General features: G+C 71.9%; 16 protein-coding genes. 5 read left to right on the top strand and 11 right to left on the bottom strand.

Features of this window, described 5'->3' with window-relative positions; all coding sequences use genetic code 11:
• Positions 1 to 4 precede the first annotated feature (4 nt).
• The gene (locus HYV93_05895; protein MBI2525496.1) at positions 5 to 1,111 is read right to left on the bottom strand and encodes a M48 family metallopeptidase; all 1,107 of its coding nucleotides are present in this window, start codon (positions 1,109 to 1,111) and stop codon (positions 5 to 7) included.
• Positions 1,112 to 1,175: 64 nt separating this feature from the next.
• Between HYV93_05895 and HYV93_05890 the strand changes: the two genes are divergently transcribed.
• From HYV93_05890 to HYV93_05875, 4 genes are all read left to right on the top strand, one after another.
• Complete coding sequence (locus HYV93_05890; GenBank protein MBI2525495.1) at positions 1,176 to 2,090, top strand: MoxR family ATPase; 915 nt, start codon at positions 1,176 to 1,178, stop codon at positions 2,088 to 2,090.
• 18 nt (positions 2,091 to 2,108) lie between these two features.
• Positions 2,109 to 2,663 (top strand): hypothetical protein, encoded by a 555-nt coding sequence (locus tag HYV93_05885; protein MBI2525494.1) that lies wholly within the window; start codon positions 2,109 to 2,111, stop codon positions 2,661 to 2,663.
• 188 nt (positions 2,664 to 2,851) lie between these two features.
• Complete coding sequence (locus tag HYV93_05880) at positions 2,852 to 4,261, top strand: VWA domain-containing protein (GenBank protein MBI2525493.1); 1,410 nt, start codon at positions 2,852 to 2,854, stop codon at positions 4,259 to 4,261.
• On the top strand, positions 4,240 to 4,956 hold the full coding sequence (locus HYV93_05875; GenBank protein ID MBI2525492.1) for a DUF3047 domain-containing protein: 717 nt from the start codon (positions 4,240 to 4,242) through the stop codon (positions 4,954 to 4,956). The genes HYV93_05880 and HYV93_05875 overlap by 22 nt, the downstream gene beginning before the upstream one ends.
• A 62-nt stretch (positions 4,957 to 5,018) precedes the next feature.
• Here the strand turns inward: HYV93_05875 and HYV93_05870 are convergent, their stop codons facing one another.
• From HYV93_05870 to uvrA, 5 genes are all read right to left on the bottom strand, one after another.
• Positions 5,019 to 5,522 carry an OB-fold domain-containing protein gene (locus HYV93_05870; GenBank protein MBI2525491.1) on the bottom strand — a complete coding sequence of 168 codons (504 nt, stop codon included), beginning with the start codon at positions 5,520 to 5,522 and terminating at the stop codon, positions 5,019 to 5,021.
• A 25-nt stretch (positions 5,523 to 5,547) separates the two neighbouring features.
• The gene (locus HYV93_05865; GenBank protein ID MBI2525490.1) at positions 5,548 to 6,762 is read right to left on the bottom strand and encodes a hypothetical protein; all 1,215 of its coding nucleotides are present in this window, start codon (positions 6,760 to 6,762) and stop codon (positions 5,548 to 5,550) included.
• A gap of 65 nt (positions 6,763 to 6,827) precedes the next feature.
• Positions 6,828 to 8,042 (bottom strand): MFS transporter, encoded by a 1,215-nt coding sequence (locus tag HYV93_05860; protein MBI2525489.1) that lies wholly within the window; start codon positions 8,040 to 8,042, stop codon positions 6,828 to 6,830.
• A 44-nt stretch (positions 8,043 to 8,086) separates the two neighbouring features.
• Positions 8,087 to 8,374, bottom strand: coding sequence for a hypothetical protein (locus tag HYV93_05855; GenBank protein MBI2525488.1), 288 nt, complete (start codon positions 8,372 to 8,374; stop codon positions 8,087 to 8,089).
• A complete protein-coding gene (gene uvrA, locus HYV93_05850) occupies positions 8,371 to 11,181 on the bottom strand; it encodes an excinuclease ABC subunit UvrA (GenBank protein ID MBI2525487.1) in 2,811 nt (936 codons plus the stop codon). The genes HYV93_05855 and uvrA overlap by 4 nt, the downstream gene beginning before the upstream one ends.
• A 124-nt stretch (positions 11,182 to 11,305) precedes the next feature.
• On the opposite strand from uvrA, the gene HYV93_05845 reads away from it, so the two are divergent.
• Positions 11,306 to 11,710, top strand: coding sequence for a hypothetical protein (locus HYV93_05845; GenBank protein ID MBI2525486.1), 405 nt, complete (start codon positions 11,306 to 11,308; stop codon positions 11,708 to 11,710).
• 77 nt (positions 11,711 to 11,787) lie between these two features.
• On the opposite strand, the gene HYV93_05840 is transcribed toward HYV93_05845, so the two are convergent.
• From HYV93_05840 to HYV93_05820, 5 genes are all read right to left on the bottom strand, one after another.
• Positions 11,788 to 12,489, bottom strand: a complete 702-nt coding sequence (locus HYV93_05840; GenBank protein ID MBI2525485.1) for a urate hydroxylase PuuD — start codon at positions 12,487 to 12,489, stop codon at positions 11,788 to 11,790.
• Positions 12,490 to 12,528: 39 nt separating this feature from the next.
• Positions 12,529 to 12,750, bottom strand: coding sequence for a hypothetical protein (locus tag HYV93_05835; protein ID MBI2525484.1), 222 nt, complete (start codon positions 12,748 to 12,750; stop codon positions 12,529 to 12,531).
• A 144-nt stretch (positions 12,751 to 12,894) separates the two neighbouring features.
• A complete protein-coding gene (locus HYV93_05830; GenBank protein ID MBI2525483.1) occupies positions 12,895 to 16,908 on the bottom strand; it encodes a S8 family serine peptidase in 4,014 nt (1,337 codons plus the stop codon).
• 7 nt (positions 16,909 to 16,915) lie between these two features.
• Positions 16,916 to 17,356, bottom strand: coding sequence for a hypothetical protein (locus HYV93_05825; GenBank protein MBI2525482.1), 441 nt, complete (start codon positions 17,354 to 17,356; stop codon positions 16,916 to 16,918).
• A gap of 103 nt (positions 17,357 to 17,459) precedes the next feature.
• Positions 17,460 to 17,706 (bottom strand): hypothetical protein (locus tag HYV93_05820; GenBank protein MBI2525481.1); only part of this gene is annotated, 247 nt, incomplete at its 5' end.

The following is a 17,706-nucleotide window of genomic DNA, read 5'->3' as shown; positions in this document are numbered from 1 at the left end:
AGTGTCAGCCGGGCGATCCCGGGCCCGCCTGCGCCCGCGCCACCCGGCGGCCGATGGAGGGGTGCGAGTGGAGAAGGAACTCCTTCAGCGGATGTGGCTCGCGCTCGGCCAGGTTCAGGGTGCCGAGCCGCTCCATGGCCGAGATGAAGGCCGGCGCGTTGCCGGTGGTTCGCAGGGCAAAGTCGTCGGCCTGCCGCTCCACGCGCCGGGACCAGCTGTTGCCCAGCGGCAGCGCGAGCAGGCTCAGGGCCAGGACGATGAGGGCGAGGAGCGGCAGCCCCGCCAGATCGGCCGGGCCCCGGAGCGCGAGCGCCGCGGCTCCAGTTCTGAGGGCGATGTCAGCCGCGAGGAAGGTTGCCAAGGTCAGCGCGCTCTGGACCAGCAGGCCCCGCCAGATGTCGGCGTGGGCGTGGTGGCCCAGCTCGTGGGCGAGCACCGCCTCGATCTCGTCCGGGGTGAACCCGGCCAGGAGGGTGTCGAAGAGGATGATGCGGCGGGTCCGGCCGAGGCCGGTCACGGCCGCATTCGCGGTGCGGCTCTTGCGCGACTGGTCGGCGACCCAGACGCCGATCACCGGCACCCCGGCCCTCGCGCCGAGCCTCACCAGCCGATCGCGGAGCGCCGGGTCGGGCAGAGGCTCGAGGCGGTAGAAGAGCGGCACGAGCCACACGGGGGCCACGAGCGTCAGCACTGTCGACATCGCCAGGAAGGCGAGTGTGCTCCAGAGCCACCACCACGGGCTCGCGCGCAGGAGAGCGTAGACGATCTCGGCCGCGGCCAGGCCGAGCGTCGCGCCGAGCGCCGCCACCTTGACGGCGTCGAGCGCCCACTGGCGAAGCCCCTGGTGGAGCAGTCCGAAGCGCCGCGGCAGCCAGAACCCGGCGAGCCAGGCCAGCGGGAGCGTGGCCAGGCGGTAGCTGCCGCCGAGCACGAGGAGCGCGGCCGCCAGCTGCAGCCACCAGCGTGGCGTCAGTGCCGCGACGGCGTCTGCGAGCCGGGCGGCCCAGCCGCAGGACAAGAGCGCGGCGAGGTAGGCCGCGCCCAGGCCCAGGCGCGCCGCCGCGAGCCAGAGCTGCACGCGGTGATAGACGCGCGCTCGCTCCTGATCCATCATCGCCACTCCACGACGCAGCCCTTATGCTAGACTGAACCGCAATTCACTCACAGGAGCCGCCATGTTTCAATCGGTCGAGGATGTCCAGGAGCACTTCAGGGATGCCCGTTACATCGCCAACCGCCGCATCTCCACGGTAGTGTACCTGGCCGAGCGCATGGGCCGCCCCGTGCTCATCGAAGGGCCCGCCGGGGTGGGCAAGACCGAGCTGGCCAAGACCCTGGCCGAGATCACCGGGCGCCGGCTGATCCGGCTCCAGTGTTACGAGGGGCTCGACGAGGGCAAGGCACTCTACGAGTGGAAGTACGCCAAGCAGCTCCTCTACACCCAGCTGCTCAAGGACCGGATCGGCGAGCTGATCGCGGATGCCCCGTCGCTGCCGGACGCGGTGGCGCGGATCTCGGGCCAGGACGACGCCTTCTTCTCCCATCGCTTTCTCTCGGCGCGCCCGCTGCTGCAGGCCATCGAGTCGGCGGATCCGGTGGTGCTCCTCGTGGACGAGATCGACAAGGCCGAGCCGGAGTTCGAGGCCTTCCTCCTGGAGGTGCTGTCCGATTTCCAGGTGTCCGTGCCCGAGCTCGGCACGATCAAGGCGACCAACATCCCGCTGGTGGTGCTGACGTCGAACAACGCGCGCGAGCTGTCCGACGGGCTCAAGCGCCGGTGCCTGCACCTGTTCATCGACTTCCCGCCGCCGGACGAGGAGCTGGCCATCATCCGCCTGAAGGTGCCGGAGGTCCCCGAGCGGCTGGCCCGCGCCGTGGTGGCTGTCGTGAACAAGATCCGCGTGCTCGAGCTGCGCAAGGCCCCGTCGGTGTCCGAGAGTCTCGACTGGGCGCGCTCGCTGGTCATCCTGAACGCCGACGCCATGGACCGGGAGCTCGTCGAGTCCACCCTCACGATGCTCGTCAAGCACGAGAAGGACCTGGAGCGGGTCCGGGGCGCCCTCGACAAGGTCCTCGCCGACCTCCCCTGAGGTTCAGGCGAGATAATAATGGCCCCGGACACTCTCACCGAATTCAGGGAGCTCTGGTTCCCCTCGCCGCGGATCCGCCTGCCCGAGCTGGCGCCCGCGGGGCCCGTGTTCATCGAAGGCGGGCGCTGCATCTCCGGCGCCCTCGGGGAGTACACCAAGCTCTGGATCTGGGCGGCGGGGCGCTGGCACTTCTACTACGTCCAACCCGGGCCGCGCGACTTCTTCGCGGCCGTCATGCCCGAGGCCGTCCCGCACCTGCTCCATCCCGGGGAGATGACGGTGGAGACCGTCCGCCAGGGGTCCTCCTACAAGGTGGTGCTCGGCCTCCGGTGCGCCGAGGGGCCGGTGCGCGTCCTGCACCTGGTCGGGGACGCGCCGGACGTGACCCGGGCGGTGGAGCAGGAGGAGGAGCCCCCCTCGGAGCCGCTGGGCTGGAAGCTCAAGATCGTCCACCTGATCTCGCGCGGCTCGTTCCACGGGCTGCTGCGCCTCGAGGACGGGCGGCTCTGCCCCATCAGCCGCGACGGCAACGAGGACGTGTTCAAGTCCTCCTGGGTCACCTTCTCGCGGTGAGCGACGCCGCCCCGATGAGCGCTTGCGCGAAGAGGCCAAACCGCCAAACCGAAGTGAGTCACGTTCAGGCGAGATGGAGAGAGGGCCAGAGGCCCGAAGAGGCCCCCGGTGGCGACGCCGCCCCGATGAGCGCTTGCGCGAAGAGGCCAAACCGCCAAACCGAAGTCATCCACATTCAAGCAAGATAAATGGACCAGCGCATTCTCGAGTTCATCGGCGATCTCCGGCGGGCGGAGCTGCGCATCTCGCCCAGCGAGGCGCTGGATGCGCTGGCGGCCTCGGCCGAGATCGGGCTGGAGGACCGCGACACCTTCCGGACGGCGCTGGCGACGACCCTCGTCAAGGAGTCACGGGACCTGCCGACCTTCGATCGCCTCTTCGACCTGTACTTCCTCGACCTCGAGGCGCTCGGCGCCGGGCTCAAGAAGGCGCTGGGGCCCGAGGATCCCCGGATGCGCGAGCTGCTGGACCGGCTGGCGGCCGAGGATGGGCTCCGGATGGACGAGCTCACCGAGCTGATGCTGCGCGGCGAGGGGGCCGACATGGAGATGGCCATCCGCCAGGGCGGCGAGGGCACCGGCCTCGAGCGGCTCATGTACTTCCTGCAGATCGGGTACTTTTCGCGCCGCATCTACGACAAGTTCGACTGGGAGAGCATCGAGCGCGACCTGGCGCGCATCATGCGCCTCCTGGAGGCGCGGGGGCTCGACCCGGGGCAGCTCGCCCGCATCCGCAACTACCTCGACCTCCGCCTGGAGGCGTTCCGCCGGATGATCCGGCAGCACGTGGAGCGCGAGCTGGAACGCCGCGCCTACCGCCAGGGCGAGAAGCTCACGCGCGAGGTGCTGTCAGACAAGCCCCTCTTCGCCCTCTCCCCCGACGAGGTGGCGCAGATGAAGGCGGTGGTGGCGCGGCTGGCGCGCAAGATCAAGGACGCCCTCGCGCTGCGGCAGCGACAGGAGGAGAAGGGCCGGCTGGACTCCCGGCGGACCATCCGGCAGAGCCTGCAGTACGGGGGCGTGCCCATGGAGGTCCGCTTCCGGCGGCGGCACCGGGAGAAGCCCAAGCTGGTCACCCTCTGCGATGTCTCCGACTCGGTGCGGAACGCCTCGCGGTTCATGCTCCAGCTCGTCTGGAGCCTGCAGGAGTGCTTCTCCCGGGTCCGCTCGTACGTGTTCGTGTCCGAGATCGCCGAGGTGACGCAGGCCTTCAACACCTACACCGTGGACCGGGCCATCGAGTGGGCGCTCAGGTCCTCCTCCGTGGACTACCACTGCCGCTCCGACTTCGGCTACGCCTTCAGCCGCTTCTGCCGGACGGAGCTGGAGTCGCTGGACCGCAAGACCACGGTGCTCGTCCTGGGAGATGCCCGCAACAACTACAACGACCCGCAGGCGTGGGCCGTGCGTCAGATCCGCGAGCGTGTGAAAGGCATCATCTGGCTCAACCCGGAGGGGCAGTGGGGCTGGGGCATCGGCGACAGCGTCCTGCCGCTCTACGCCCCGTCCTGCGACATCGTCAAGGAGTGCCGCACCGTGGGGCAGCTGGTGCAGGTGGTGGACCAGCTCGTGCACTCGTGGTGGCGCCGGGGCCGCTAGGCGCTCCCGGTCCGAGCCTCTCCCCCCGGCACCGGCGCGGCGTCCGCCTCCTCGGCCTGGCGCTCCTCGCCCTCCTCGCCTCTCCAGCCGTGGCCGGGGCCGCCGGCGGCTGCGTCGCCGTGGACGACTTCTCGACGGCGAAGCTCGGCGTGTTCCCGGCCGCGTGGAGGCCGCGCGATGACGCCGCCCGGGAGGTGTACACCGTCGAGGAGGAGCCGGGGCGGCGCTTCCTGCGCGCCCGCTCCCGCGGGCTCGGGGTCCAGGCGGCCCGGCCCTTCGAGTGGGACCTGGCCGCGTACCCGGTGCTCTCGTGGCAGTGGCGCCCGCTGCGATTCCCGGCGGGCTCCGACGAGCGGGTGGCCCGGACCAACGACAGCGCGCTGGCCGTCTACGCCGTCTTCCCCCACACCCCGGTCTCCGTGAAATCGCTGAAGTACATCTGGAGCGCCGTCGTGTCCGCCGGCGAGCAGCTCAGCTCGAGCAACGGGCTCACCCGGGTCCGCGTGCTGAGAAACGGCGCTCGCGGCCAGGGGAAGTGGCTCGAGGAGCGGGTCAACGTGCTGGAGGACTACCGCAGCCTCTTCAAGGAGGCGGAGGTGCCGAAACCGGCGGGCATCGCCGTCCTGACGGACTCGGACGACACGCAGAGCAGCGCGCAAGGAGACTATGCCCGGTTCCGCGTCTGCCGCCCGTGACCCGAGGCGCTCGCCGACCGAGGCTCCCCTGACGCGTGACGGGCGGCCGGCGGCCCGGTGGGCTACCCCGGAAGGCGCCAGATGGGCCCCTCGGGGGGCTCGTCCGTCAGGACGAACTGCGGCAGGGCGAAGTCCTCCGCGAGGTCCTGGAAGACCACGCGGACGCGCTTGCCGATGGCCACGCTGGCCTCGGCCTCCGGGCGGAAGTCGGCCGTCACGAGGTTGGCGACGATCCTGAGCGCCTCGTGCTCGGTGGGCTGGCCGCGCTGCTCGTCGAGCTCCACGAGCACCACGGGGTAGGGCGCCCAGTCCTTGAACCCGGGCTGGATGGCGTGGACGACGATCTCGTAGGAGTGGATGGCGCCGCGCCCGCTCACCTCCCGCCACGCCCACTGAAGGCACGCGCACCAGGGGCAGCCGTGGCTCGGCGGGTAGCGCATGAGACCGCAGGCCGTGCAGGCGCGCAGCATCAGCCGGTGCGAGCGCGCCAGCCGGAAGTGCTCCCGCCACTCGGAGTCGTTCTCCGGGATCACCAGGCTCATCCCCCGGTACTCGACGTTCGGCATCGCGCGCCTCGCGCCTCCGCCTGGCTCAGCTGCGGAGGATCAGGGCCGAGCCCGTGGAGGGCACGGCCCAGCCCAGGTTCATGGCGATCCGGGCATCCTTGACCTGCCGGCACCGCCCCGGCGAGTAGTCGTAGGTGTGCCGGCCCTCGGCCGCGCCCGGGCAGGAGTCGTCCGCGCGTCCCCGGAGCTGGCGCACGTTCTCGATGACCATGGACATGCCATGGGTGTAGCCCTCGCAGAGGTGCCCCCCCGCGGTGTTGTTGGGGCGGCGGCCGCCCAGCTCGATGATGCCGCTCGACACGTAGGCGCCGCCCTCGCCCTTGGGGCAGAAGCCGTACTCCTCGAGCTGGAGCATGGTCGTGAAGGTGAAGGCGTCGTAGGAGCCGGTGACGTCCACGTCCTCGGGCCGGATGCCCGCCTGGCCGAAGACGATGTCCCGGGCATGGTAGCCGGCGACCCGGGTCGTGGGCCCGTGGGCCCAGTGGAAGTCGGTGCGCGGCTTGGACACGCGTCCGGCCACCCCCAGGACGTGCACGGGCCGCTGCCGCAGATCGCGCGCGCGCTCCGCCGAGGTGACGATGAGGCAGGTGGCGTTGTCGGTCTCGAGGCAGCAGTCCAGCAGGTGCAGCGGCTTGACGATCCAGCGCGAGGCCAGCACCTCCTCCACCGTGACGCGGTCCTTCAGCAGCGCCTTGGGGTTCTGCGAGGCGTGCCGGCTGTGCGCCACGCGGACATGGGCGACCTGCGCCGAAGTGGTGCCGTACTCGTACATGTGACGCATGAAGGTCAGCGCGAACTTCTGCCCCGCGCTGGTCATGCCGAAGGGCCGGAGCGCCAGGTCCAGCGCCCGCACGGGCTGGGCGGCGCGCGGGCCCGTCCCGCCGATGCGGAAGTCCGAGTAGCCGTTCATGGAGCGGAACAGGGCCACCGTGCGGCACATGCCCGCCTCGATGGCGCCCATGGCGAGCCCGACCAGCGCCTCCGTGGAGGAACCGCCCCCCACCACGTCCATGTAGAAGTCGAGCCGGATGCCGAGGTCGGGCGCCACCCAGTCGGAGGGCGTGGAGTCCCCGCTCTGGTAGGACATCATGCCGTCGACGTCGGCCGGGCCGAGCCCGGCGTCTGCCATGGCTGTGCGGATCGCCTCCACGGCCATGGCCCGGGTGCTGCGGCCAGAGTGCCGGCTGTACTCCGTCTCCCCGACACCGACGATGCAGTACCTGTCGCTGAGCGATCCCATGCCTCTGCCTCCGATGGAGCGGGGAAGGGGGGCGCCGGCGGGCCGCCGCACGCCCGCCCAGGATATCACGGGGTGCGGGCGGGGAACGCGGTCGCCTCCCGCCGGCGAGCGCCGCGCGGTGCGGGCGGCCGGGCGCAGGCGAGCAAGGCGAGGGCGAGGACGTTGAACCCGGCGGAGAGCCACCAGGCGGGTTCATAGCCGCCCGTGCGGTCGTAGATCCACCCGGCTCCGACGGGACCGACCGCGGCCAGAGGCGCGGCGAGGGTGAAGAGGAGGCCCACCAGGGAGCCCGAGTGCTCGCGGCCGAAGAAGTCGGAGACGATGGCCGGGAAGAGCGCCGAGATGGCGCCGTACGAGAAGCCGAACACCACGGCGGCCGCATAGAGGGCGGGCAGGGCGTGGCTCGGGGGGAAGGCCGCGAAGGCGATGGCCTGCAGCGCGAACCCGGCGCCCAGCGCGGCCCGCCGTCCGATACGATCCGAGAGCGCCCCCAGGAGGACCCGTCCCGCCACCGCTGCGATGCCGAGCGCGCTCACCAGCGTGGCGGCCAGGAGCGCCGGCACCCCGAGGTCCTTCGCGAAGGGGACCAGGTGGACCAGGGGGACGAAGACCGGCACCCAGGTGGCCGCGAAGACGGCCCACACCATCCAGAAGGCTCCCGTGCGCGTCGCCTCTCTCATGCTGAAGCCGCGCCCCTGGCCGCCAGCTCGTGTCGCCGCGATCCCCGGCGGGCGTCCGTCGGGGGCGAGCCCCAGCGACTCGGGATCCGAACGCATGACCACGGCCACGAGGTTGAGCGCCACCAGGATCACGATGCCGAAGGCGACGTAGGCCCAGCGCCAGCCCACGCGGCTGACGAGGAGATGGGCGATGGGCGGCAAGGCGAAGGTACCCAGGCTGCCGCCGGCAGTGGCGATGCCGATGGCCAGGCCGCGCTGCTCGACGAACCAGCGCACGATCGTGGCACTGCACGGAACATAGGCCGTGGACATGCCCAGCGCCGCCACGATGCCGTACAGGACGAAGGGATGCCAGATCGCGCTCACCTGGCTCATCGCCACCAATCCGAGGCCGAGGAAGCCTCCGCCCAGCGCGATCACGGCCCGTGGCCCCAGCCTGTCGGTGAGGCGCCCGGAGAGGACGCCGCAGCCGCTGTAGACGAAGGCGTAGAGCGAGAAGGCGCCGGCCAGACTCGCGCGGCTCCAGCCGAACTCGTCGAGCAGCGCCGCGAAGAAGACGCCGAAGGCGTACTGCGCGCCGTAGGCGAGGAAGAGAACCACGAACGCCCCCCCTACGACGACCCACCCGTAGAACAGGGGCCGGGTCACTGGGCAGGGGCGACGGGCGGACGCGCCGGCGGGAGGGAGGAGGACACCGGGTCTGGCCCGGCGCCGCGAGCACCGGACTTCCGCGTGTCGAGGATCGGCTGCATCTCGCCGGCCGGCGCCGTGGCCTCGACGCCGATGAGGCGGTTGAGCCGCTCCCGCGCCAGCAGCGCCCGGCGGAGGCGGCTCCGCCGAGAGCCCGGGGAGATCCAGGAGTAGCTGTACGAGTAGAAGAGGAAGCCGGAGACGAGGATGCCGACGGCCTCGAGGACGTGATAGGGGTTCACGCGCCGCGGGCCGCCGCGCTCCGGCCGTTGGGTCGGGGGAGGAGGTCGCGGAGGAACTTGCCCGTGTAGGAGCCGTCCGTCTGGGCCACCTGCTCCGGCGTGCCCTCGGCGATGATGGCGCCGCCGGCCTCGCCGCCCTCCGGTCCCAGGTCGATGACCCAGTCCGCGGACTTGACCACGTCCAGGTGATGCTCGACGACGAGCACGGTGTTGCCGGCGTCCACCAGGCGGTTGAGCACCCCGAGCAGCTTCCGGACGTCGTCGAGGTGGAGGCCCGTGGTGGGCTCGTCCAGGATGAAGAGGTGATCGGCGCTCTGGCGGGTCCCCAGCTCGGCGGCGATCTTGAGGCGCTGCGCCTCGCCGCCGGACAGGGTCGGTGCGGGCTGGCCGAGCCGGAGATAGCCGAGCCCCACCTCCTGGAGCAGCCCGAGGCGCCGCGCCAGCACCGGGTGCATCGCGAAGAAGTCCACCGCCTCGTCCACCGTGAGCTGGAGCACCTGGGCGATGTCCCGGCCCTTGCAGGTGACCTGGAGCACCTCGGGGCGGTAGCGGCGGCCGTCGCAGTCGGCACAGGTCACGTACACGTCCTCGAAGAAGTACATCTCGAGCTTCTGGGCGCCCGCGCCCTCGCAGCTCTCGCAGCGCCCCCCCGCCACGTTGAAGGAGAAGGCGCCGGCGCCGAGGCCGAGCGTCCGGGCCCGGGGCAGCGCGGTGAACACCTTCCGGATCTCGTCGAAGGCCTTGATGTAGGTCACCGGGTTGGAGCGCGGCGTGCGGCCGATCGGCTGCTGGTCGATGAGACGGACGCCCTTGAGGTACTCGAGCCCGCGCACCTCGTCGTGCTCGCCCGGCGGCTTGAAGTCCTGCTTGAAGTGCCGGGCCACCGCCCGGTAGAGCGTGTCGTGCACGAGGCTGGACTTGCCCGAGCCGGAGACGCCCGTGACGCAGGTGAGGGTGTGGAGCGGGAGCCGGACCGTCAGGTGCTTCAGGTTGTGGGCGCGCGCGCCGCGGAGCGTGAGGGCGCGCCGCCCCTCGCGGCGGATCAGCGGCACGGCGATCGTCTCACGGCCGGTGAGGTAGCGGGCCGTCAGCGAGCGGGGGTCCTCCAGGAACCGGGCCTGGGGGCCCGCGAAGACCACGCTGCCCCCGCGGTCCCCCGAGCCCGGCCCCATCTCGACCACGTGGTCGGCGGAGGCGATGAAGGAGCGGTCGTGCTCGACGACGACCACCGTGTTGCCGGCAGCCGCCAGCTCGCCGCACACCTCCGCCAGGCGCCCGGTGTCCCGCGCGTGGAGCCCGATGGACGGCTCGTCCAGGATGTAGAGCGTCCCCACGAGCTGCGCCCCCAGCTGGTTGGCGAGGTTGATCCGCTGGGCCTCTCCGCCCGACAGCGTGCGCGTCTGGCGCGCCAGGGTGAGGTAGCCGAGCCCCACGCGCAGGAGGAAGGAGAGCTTGGCGCGCAGCGGCCGGAGGACCTCCCGCGCCACCGTCTCCTCGCGGGCCGGCAGCCGCAGGCTGTCGAGGAGGCCCGCCAGGTCCTCCACGGTCCGCTCGCAGAGCTGGGCGATGGTGGCGCCGCCGACGCGGACGTTCAGGGCCTCGGGCCTGAGCCGGGCGCCGGCGCAGCGCGGGCACGGCGACTGGCTGCGATAGCGGGACAGGAAGACGCGGACGTGCAGCTTGTAGCGGTAGGACTCGACCTCCTCGAAGAAGCCCTGGATGCCCGGGAAGCCCCTGGCGCCGGCCTGGACCCACTCGCGGTCCTCGGCCGGCAGCTCCCCGTAGGGCCGCGAGGTGTCCACGCCGCGCCTGCGCGCCGCCCTGAGGAGCTGCTTCTGGTAGCGCTGGCCGGAGGGATGCGACCACGGCTCGACGGCGCCCTGAGCGAGGCTCAGCGTCCGGTCGGGCACCACCCGGTGCTCGTCGTAGCGGAGGATGTTGCCGAACCCCTTGCACTCGGGGCAGGCCCCCAGCGGGTGATTGAACGAGAAGAGCAGCGGCTGCGGCCGGGTGACGGGCGTCTCGCACGACGGACACCGGAACTCCCGGCTGACGCCGACCACGGCCCGGCCCAGCACGTCCACCTCGGCCCGCCCCTCGCCCTCGGCCAGCGCTGCCTCCAGCGACTCGGTGAGGCGATGGCGCGCGTCGGCCCCCAGCGTGACGCGGTCCAGCACCACCTGGATCCGCTGCCCCGCCGCCGCCGGCGGCAGGCCGGTGGGCCGGCCCGCCGCGTCGGTCAGCTCCATCACCGCGTCGCCGATCTTCACCCGGGCGAAGCCGCGCCGGAGCAGCGCGGCCAGCGCCTCCGGCGGCGTCGAGCCCGCCGCGGCGGAGAGCGGAAAGCAGACGAGGGCGCGGGCGTCCGGGTGCTCGCGGATGAGGGCCTCGGCCACGCTCTCGGCGGAGTCGCTGCGCGCCTCGCTGCCGCAGCGGGGGCAGTGCACGCGCCCGATGCGCGCGAAGAGGAGGCGCAGGTAGTCGTGCAGCTCGGTGGCGGTCCCCACGGTGGAGCGGGCGGTGCGGACCGGGTTCTTCTGCTCGATGGCGATGGCGGGGCGGATGTGCTCGATGCGGTCCACGTCGGGACGGTCCAGCCGCTCGATGAACATGCGCGCGTAGGTGGAGAGGGACTCCACGTAGCGCCACTGCCCCTCGGCGAAGAGCGTGTCGAATGCGAGGGAGGACTTGCCCGAGCCGGACACGCCGGTGATCACCGTCACGCGGTCGTGGGGGATGTCCAGCGAGATGTTCTTCAGATTGTTCTGCCTGGCTCCCTCGATGCGGAGCCAAGAGGGCTGCGGCATTCGAGACGGTCCTCCTGAGGTCGTCAGTGTACCCCAATCCGGGCATGCTCGCGCGTGACGCGCCCGCGCGCGCTCGCTTGACAGCGAGCGCTGCCCTCGCTAGCGTCCGTCGGCGGTGGGTATCGTGGCGGGAGGACATCGAGGGAGGAGCGCGCGCGCGACGGTCGGACTCCTGTGCGCCGTCTCGCTCCTGCTGGCCGCCTGCGGGGAGGAGCCGACGCCGGCGCCCCCCAGCGGCTCAGCCGTCCCTCAGCCGGCCCCGGGCGCTCCGGGGGCGCTGCGCGCCGGAGATCCCGAGAAAGGGCGGCAGGTGTGGCTCGCCCAGTGCGTGCAGTGTCACCACCGGGATCCCGAGAAGGTCGGGCCCGTGGGGCCGGCGGTGAAGGGCGCCTCCGCGGCGTTGCTGGAAGCCCGCGTGCTGCGGGCGGGCTACCCGCCGGGCTACACCCCGAAGCGGACCTCCAGGGTCATGCTGCCGCGACCCGATCTGGCCGGCAGCGTCGCCGACCTGGCGGCCTTCCTCCGGTAGCCCCGCGGCGGGTCGGCGCGTCCGGCATCGAGCGGGGGAGGGCGCCCCCTCCCCCGCCCCCGCAGGGCGGGGGCCTGCTAGCGCATCATCTCGAACCAGAGATAGAAGATCGCGGCCAGGATGAAGCCCGCCCAGAGCGTGCCCTTCACCGTGCCGAGGGGCTTCGTGGTCGCCGTGCCCGGCTTGCCCGCCAGCGCGTTGATCTCCACCGCGGCCATGATGACGAGCACCACGATCCAGAAGGCGGCGCCCGACCGCGGCACGGTCGGAGTGGGGAGATGCGTGGCGGCGCCCATGTAGAAGAGCATGGGGATCGAGAAGAGCGTGTTGGTGCGCGAGGCGAGCCCCGCGCGGGCGCCGGCGGGGGCGGCCGCGGGATTCGCGGGCTTGCCCGCCCCCGTGTCGAGGGCGTTCTGGATCACGATCTTCTGCTTGGGCCAGATCACGAACCAGACATTCGCCCACATGATGGAGCCCAGCAGCCCGCCGAGCAGGATGGCCCAGCCGTAGGAGCCCGCGAAGAAGCCGCCCCGGCCGATCCGGTCCAGGATGATCAGCCAGCCGGAGAGGAAGGTGAACATCGCGCCCCACCGGAACCACCAGAGGGCGCGCGGCACCAGCTTCTGGATGGCGCCCGCGCGCACCGGCGCCTCGGTCTCCGCGAAGAACGGGGTCTGGACAAAGTTGAAGTAGTAGAGCAGGCCGATCCAGGTGATACCGGCCAGGAAGTGGATCCACCTCAGGAGGAACAGCACGCCTTCGCCGCTTGTCAGTGCCATAGATGCCTCCCGGAGAGGGGTTCGCTGTGCGTCCGCTCGCTACTCGGCCTCGTCCTCCTCCTCGTCCTCGTCCTCGTCGTCCTCGTCGAAATCGTCGTCGAGGTCATCCTCGTCGTCGAAGTCGTCGTCGAGGTCGTCCTCGTCGTCCTCCAGCTCGTCGTCGAGGTCATCCTCGCCCTCGACGCCCTCTGCGCCGTCGTCGGGGTGGCTGCGCAGCAGATGCTCCTCGTCGCCCCATGGCGTCGTGGCCATCCATGCCATGAATGGTCCCTCCGGGCGGCTCCCGTCTTGACTTGTATTAGAGATGAGGCCCGCACCGCCGGCCTTTGTCCGGCGGGATTATAGCAGACCGATTTCGGGTGTCCACGCCAATCTGGCGGCGGCGCGCGGGGCGGCGCCCCCGGCTCATTCGAGCGCCCGCACGGCATTACGCAGCTCGATCAGGTGCGCGCGCTTGACCACCGTCTGCCCCGTCGTGAGGGTGGGGTCCGTGTAGGTGGGGCTGGCGCTCCCCGCCGCCGCATAGGCCTGGGCCAGGGCCGTGCGGAGCTCGAGGACATGGACGGCGCTGATCGCCGTCGCGCCGGCGACGAGCGTCGGATCGGTCCAGCTGAACGGCGAGAGCCCGAGGTGGGCGCGGAGCGCGCCGATCGCCGAGCGAAGGTCGGTGATGTGGGCGGCCTTGACGAGGGTGCTCGTCGCCGTCACCGCAGGGTCGGTGAACTCCTGCGAGAAGGTCGTCGTGACGGACCGGGCCGCATCGAGCGTGACGGTGCACGACGGCGCGGTCCCGCTGCAGGCGCCCCCCCACCGGGAGAAGGCCGCGCCGGCCGGCGCCGTGGCCGTCAGCGTCACCACCGTGCCGGCGGCGTACGTCCACGCGCAGGTGGAGCCGCACGTGATGCCCAGCGGGTTGCTCACCACGGTGCCGTCGGCGGAGCCGGCCATGGCCACCGTCAACGTGAAGAAACTCAGGTCGAACGCCGCCGTCACGGCCGCCGCGGCCGTCACGGTGATGGTGCAGGGGCCGGTGCCGCTGCATCCCGCCCCGCTCCACCCGGCGAAGGTGGAGTTCGCGGCCGGCGTCGCCGTCAGCGTCACCGCTGTCCCGCTGGCGTAGCTCGCCGCGCAGGCAGCGCCGCAGCTGATTCCCGCGGGGCTGCTGGTGACCGTGCCGCCCCCGGCCCCGGCCTTCGTGACCATCAGGGGGAAGGTCACCAGCGTGAAGGTGGCGGTGACGGAGGTCGCGGCGGTGAGCGTCACGGTGCAGGCACCGGTGCCGGTGCAGCCGCCACCGCTCCAGCCGGTGAAGGCGGAGGCGGCCGCCGGCGTCGGCGTCAACGTCACCGCTGTCCCGCTGGCGTAGCTCGCCGCGCACGTGACGCCGCAGCTGATTCCCGCGGGGCTGCTCGTGACCGTGCCGCTGCCGGTGCCCGTCCTCGTCACCGTCAGGGAGAAGGTCAGCAGTGTGAAGGTGGCGGTGACGGAGGTCGCGGCGGTGAGCGTCACGGTGCAGGCACCGGTGCCGGTGCAGCCGCCGCCGCTCCAGCCGGTGAAGGTGGAGTCCGCGGCCGGTGCGGCGGTCAACGTCACCGCTGTCCCGCTGGCGTAGCTCGCCGCGCAGGTGGCACCGCAGCTGATCCCCGCGGGACTGCTCGCGACCGTGCCGCTGCCGGTGCCCGTCTTGGCCACCGTGAGCGTCGGGGTCGAGGTGAAGCCGAACGCCAGGTTCAGCGTGCCGCCCGGGCCCGTCCAGTAGGACGACACCTGGACGAGGTACTCCGTGCCCGCGGCCAGCGCCACCTCCGCCTGCGAGGTGAGATTGCCGGACGCGACGTCGTCGTTGCAGCCGCCGGCCACCTCGGCGAGTGTCGAGGCCAGATGCACCGACAGTACCGTGTCGTAGCTACTCCCGCTCGTGCTGATGCTGGCGGTGCCCGCCGCGCTCGGGGCGAAACGGTACCAGATCGTGTGCCCGTCCGCCAGGCCCGTGCAGGAGTGCACCGGGTCATCCGCCGCCGACGTGTAGCTCTGCGTGTCGCGGGTGTCCGAGAACGAGTTGCTGGAGATGGCGATGGGAGAGGCCCGCTCGTCTCCGGCCAGCGGCGCCACCGAGACGAAGTCCACCGAGAGCGCCAGCGTGCCCCCGTCCGTGCTCCCGTACGCCGACACCTCGATCAGATAGGTGGTGCCCGCCACCAGATTGCCGACCACGCGCGACGTGAGGTCGGCGGGCGGGGCGTAGTCGTCCTGACAGGCCCCGGGCACTTCCGCGAGCGTGGAGGCCACGTGGACGGAGAGGACCGTGTCGTAGCTGCTGCCAAACGTGTTGGCAGTGAGCTGGCCCGAGGTGCTCGGCGTGTACTGGTACCAGATCGTGTGCCCGTCGGCCTGGCCCGTGCACGAGTGGGCGGGGTCGTCCGCGGCAGATGTGTAGCTGGCGGTGTCCCTCGTCTCGGAGAAGGAGCTGGTGGAGATGACGATGGGGCTGGAACGCGTGTCGCCCGTCAGCCCGAGGGGGTTGAACGTCGCCGTCACGGTCGTGGTGGCGGTGAGGGTCACCACGCAGGAGCCCGTGCCGCTGCATCCCCCGCCGCTCCAGCCGGCGAAGGTCGAGCCCGTGGCGGCCGTCGCCGTGAGCGTCACCAGGGTGCCGCTGGCGAAGGGCGCCGAGCAGGTCGTGCCGCAGCTGATGCCGGCCGGGCTGCTGGTCACCGTCCCGCTGCCCGTTCCCGCCCGGACCACGGCCAGCGAGACGCCGCCCAGGTTGAACGTGGCCGTGACCGTGGTGTTCCCCGTCAGAGTCACGCTGCAGGTGCCCGTGCCGCTGCACCCGCCGCCGCTCCAGCCCCCGAACGTCGACCCGGCCGCTGGCGTCGCAGTGAGCGTGACCGTCGCGCCCCCCGCGAAGCCGGCCGCGCAGGTCGCGCCGCAGCTGATGCCCGCCGGGCTGCTCGCCACCGTGCCGCTGCCGGTCCCGGCCTTCGACACCGTCAGGGTTGCGCCCGCCGCGATGAACTGGGGCAGCGCCGCCGCGACGCGGATGCGCGGCTTCGTCACGCTCCCCCCCGAGCGCGTGTCCGTGATCGACTGCCCCGTGTCCTGCAGCGCCGTGAGGAGCGCGGTGACGGAGGCCGTCGGAGCGGCCTGCTTCAGGATCGCGAAGGCGCCCGCGACGTGCGGCGCCGCCATGGAGGTGCCGTTCCAGCTGGCGAAGCCGCCACCGGGCACGGAGGAGTTGATGGACGACCCGGGCGCGAAGAGGGACAGGATCGTGCCGGCGTTCGAGAAGCTCGACACCTGGTCGGTCTTGGTCGTCGATCCGACGCTCACCGCCGAGGAGATGCAGGCGGGCTTGCCGAGCTGGCTGCGGCTCCCGTCATTCCCCGCGGAGATCACGGTGGCGATCCCCACGGACCGAAGGTTGTCGATGATCGGCTTCCGGCTGTCGTCGTCGCAGTTCGTGGAGTTGAGTCCGCCGCCGAGGCTCATGTTCACGGACGCGAAGTTGTGGCTGGAGCGGAGGTTGTACACACGCTCGAGCCCCGCGATCTGATCGCTGCTGTAGCTGAGCACACAGGGGGGGGCCGAGGATCCGCAGTTGCTGGCACTGTCGAAGCGCGAGAAGACCTGGACCGCCATGAGGTTCGCGCCCCGGGCGACACCGGAGAAGGATTGTCCCGCCCCGGCGCCGTTTCCCGCGGCGATGCCGGCGACATGCGTGCCGTGGTCGCACCCCGAGACGGAGCAGTTACGTCCGGCCCCGGCACCTGTTTGCTGCGTGCCTCCGTTCGGGCACACGGTCGTGGCTCCATCCTGAGCCACGTTCCGAGAGTAGCAGGCCTCTTCGACCACCTTGCCGGCGAGAAAGGGATGGGTGGAGTCCACGCCCGTGTCGAGGATCGCGATCACCCGCCCGGTGCCGTCATATCCCTGGGCCCAAGCCTGGTCGGCCTCGACGAGGGGAGCGCTCTGGGCCAGCGCGGGAGGGGCGAGCTCGTCCTCGACGACACGCGCGACGTGGAAACTCTGCGCCTCGAGCTCCGCCAGGGCGGCCCGGTCCACCTCGAGGGCGAGAAACGGCACCGTCTCGTACTTGTGGACGAGGCGGGTGCTGGTGTGCAGGAGCTTCGACAGGACGGTCGACTGGACCGAGGTGATGTCGCCCCGCTGGGCGAGGGCGCTGGCCCGGCTGGGGTGATGCCCCTCCGCCGTGAACGGGGCCGCCGGCATGCGGAGCCTGACGATGACGCGGGCGCGACCCCCGGTATCCACCGTCTGGCGCACCCGGTCCTCAGCGATTCCGTCGCCGCCGGCGGATGAGGACGGCGTCGGGGAGCGGAGGACGAGAGCGAGCAGGACCAGGACGCCGGCCACTCCGGCGCCAAGCCTCAGCCAGGAGGTGCCCGTCATGGCCACGGGCGGCTCATCGAGGCTGCCCGGATGGCCCCGCGGGCGCGGCGCCGCCGCCGGGCGCGGCCAGCTCGTCGCCGCTCACCCTGACGACGAGATCGCTCATCTGCTCCAGCGCGGCCAGCGCATCCCGACGGATCTCCAGGGCGAGGAACGGGGTCGTCGAGTACATGCGCGCGACCGTGAAGCGCGTGCCGGCGAGCCGCGCCAGGACGGCCCGCTGGCCTGCGGCGATCGCTGATCGCTGGGCCGCCACCGCCGCGGGGCCCGGCAGCTCGCCCTCGGGCCTGAACTCCGCGGGGAGGCGCAGCCGCACGATCACGCGCGCGCTGCCGCGCTGGATCTCCGTCCTCACGGTGGGGTCGATCACCGCCGGCGACACGCCCTGGGCCATGGCGCCGCACCCCGCGGCGAGATGGAGCAGCACGACCGGGACCACGAGCCTCACGGTCACCGCTGGCCCCGAGCGGGCTCACTCATGGAAGGCCTCCCGCCCGATAGTAGCAGCCGGGAAGCCCTCCTGTGCACGCGGATCCGGGCCAGCCTCGCAGGTCGGCCTACTGCAGCGTCAGCAGGACGAGGATCTCCCCCTGGCCCTCGGCGAACGGCTCCAGCGCTTTCCCCAGGACGGTGCCCGGGCGATGCATCGCGATCCCCGACACACTCACGGGCGTGGATCGCATGGCGTGGCCCGACGTCGGGCTCGTGACGAGCAGGTCGCCGACGGCGATGGCCCCGTGCGTCGCATCCACCTTCACCCGGACGCGGCCGCTGTGGGCCACCATCACCTTGTTCTCCCCCGCC

The organism is Candidatus Rokuibacteriota bacterium (assembly GCA_016188005.1).
Classification (GTDB): domain Bacteria; phylum Methylomirabilota; class Methylomirabilia; order Rokubacteriales; family CSP1-6; genus UBA12499.
The sequence above is the reverse complement of the archived record's forward strand: the minus strand, read 5'-3'. Positions and strand labels throughout refer to the sequence as shown.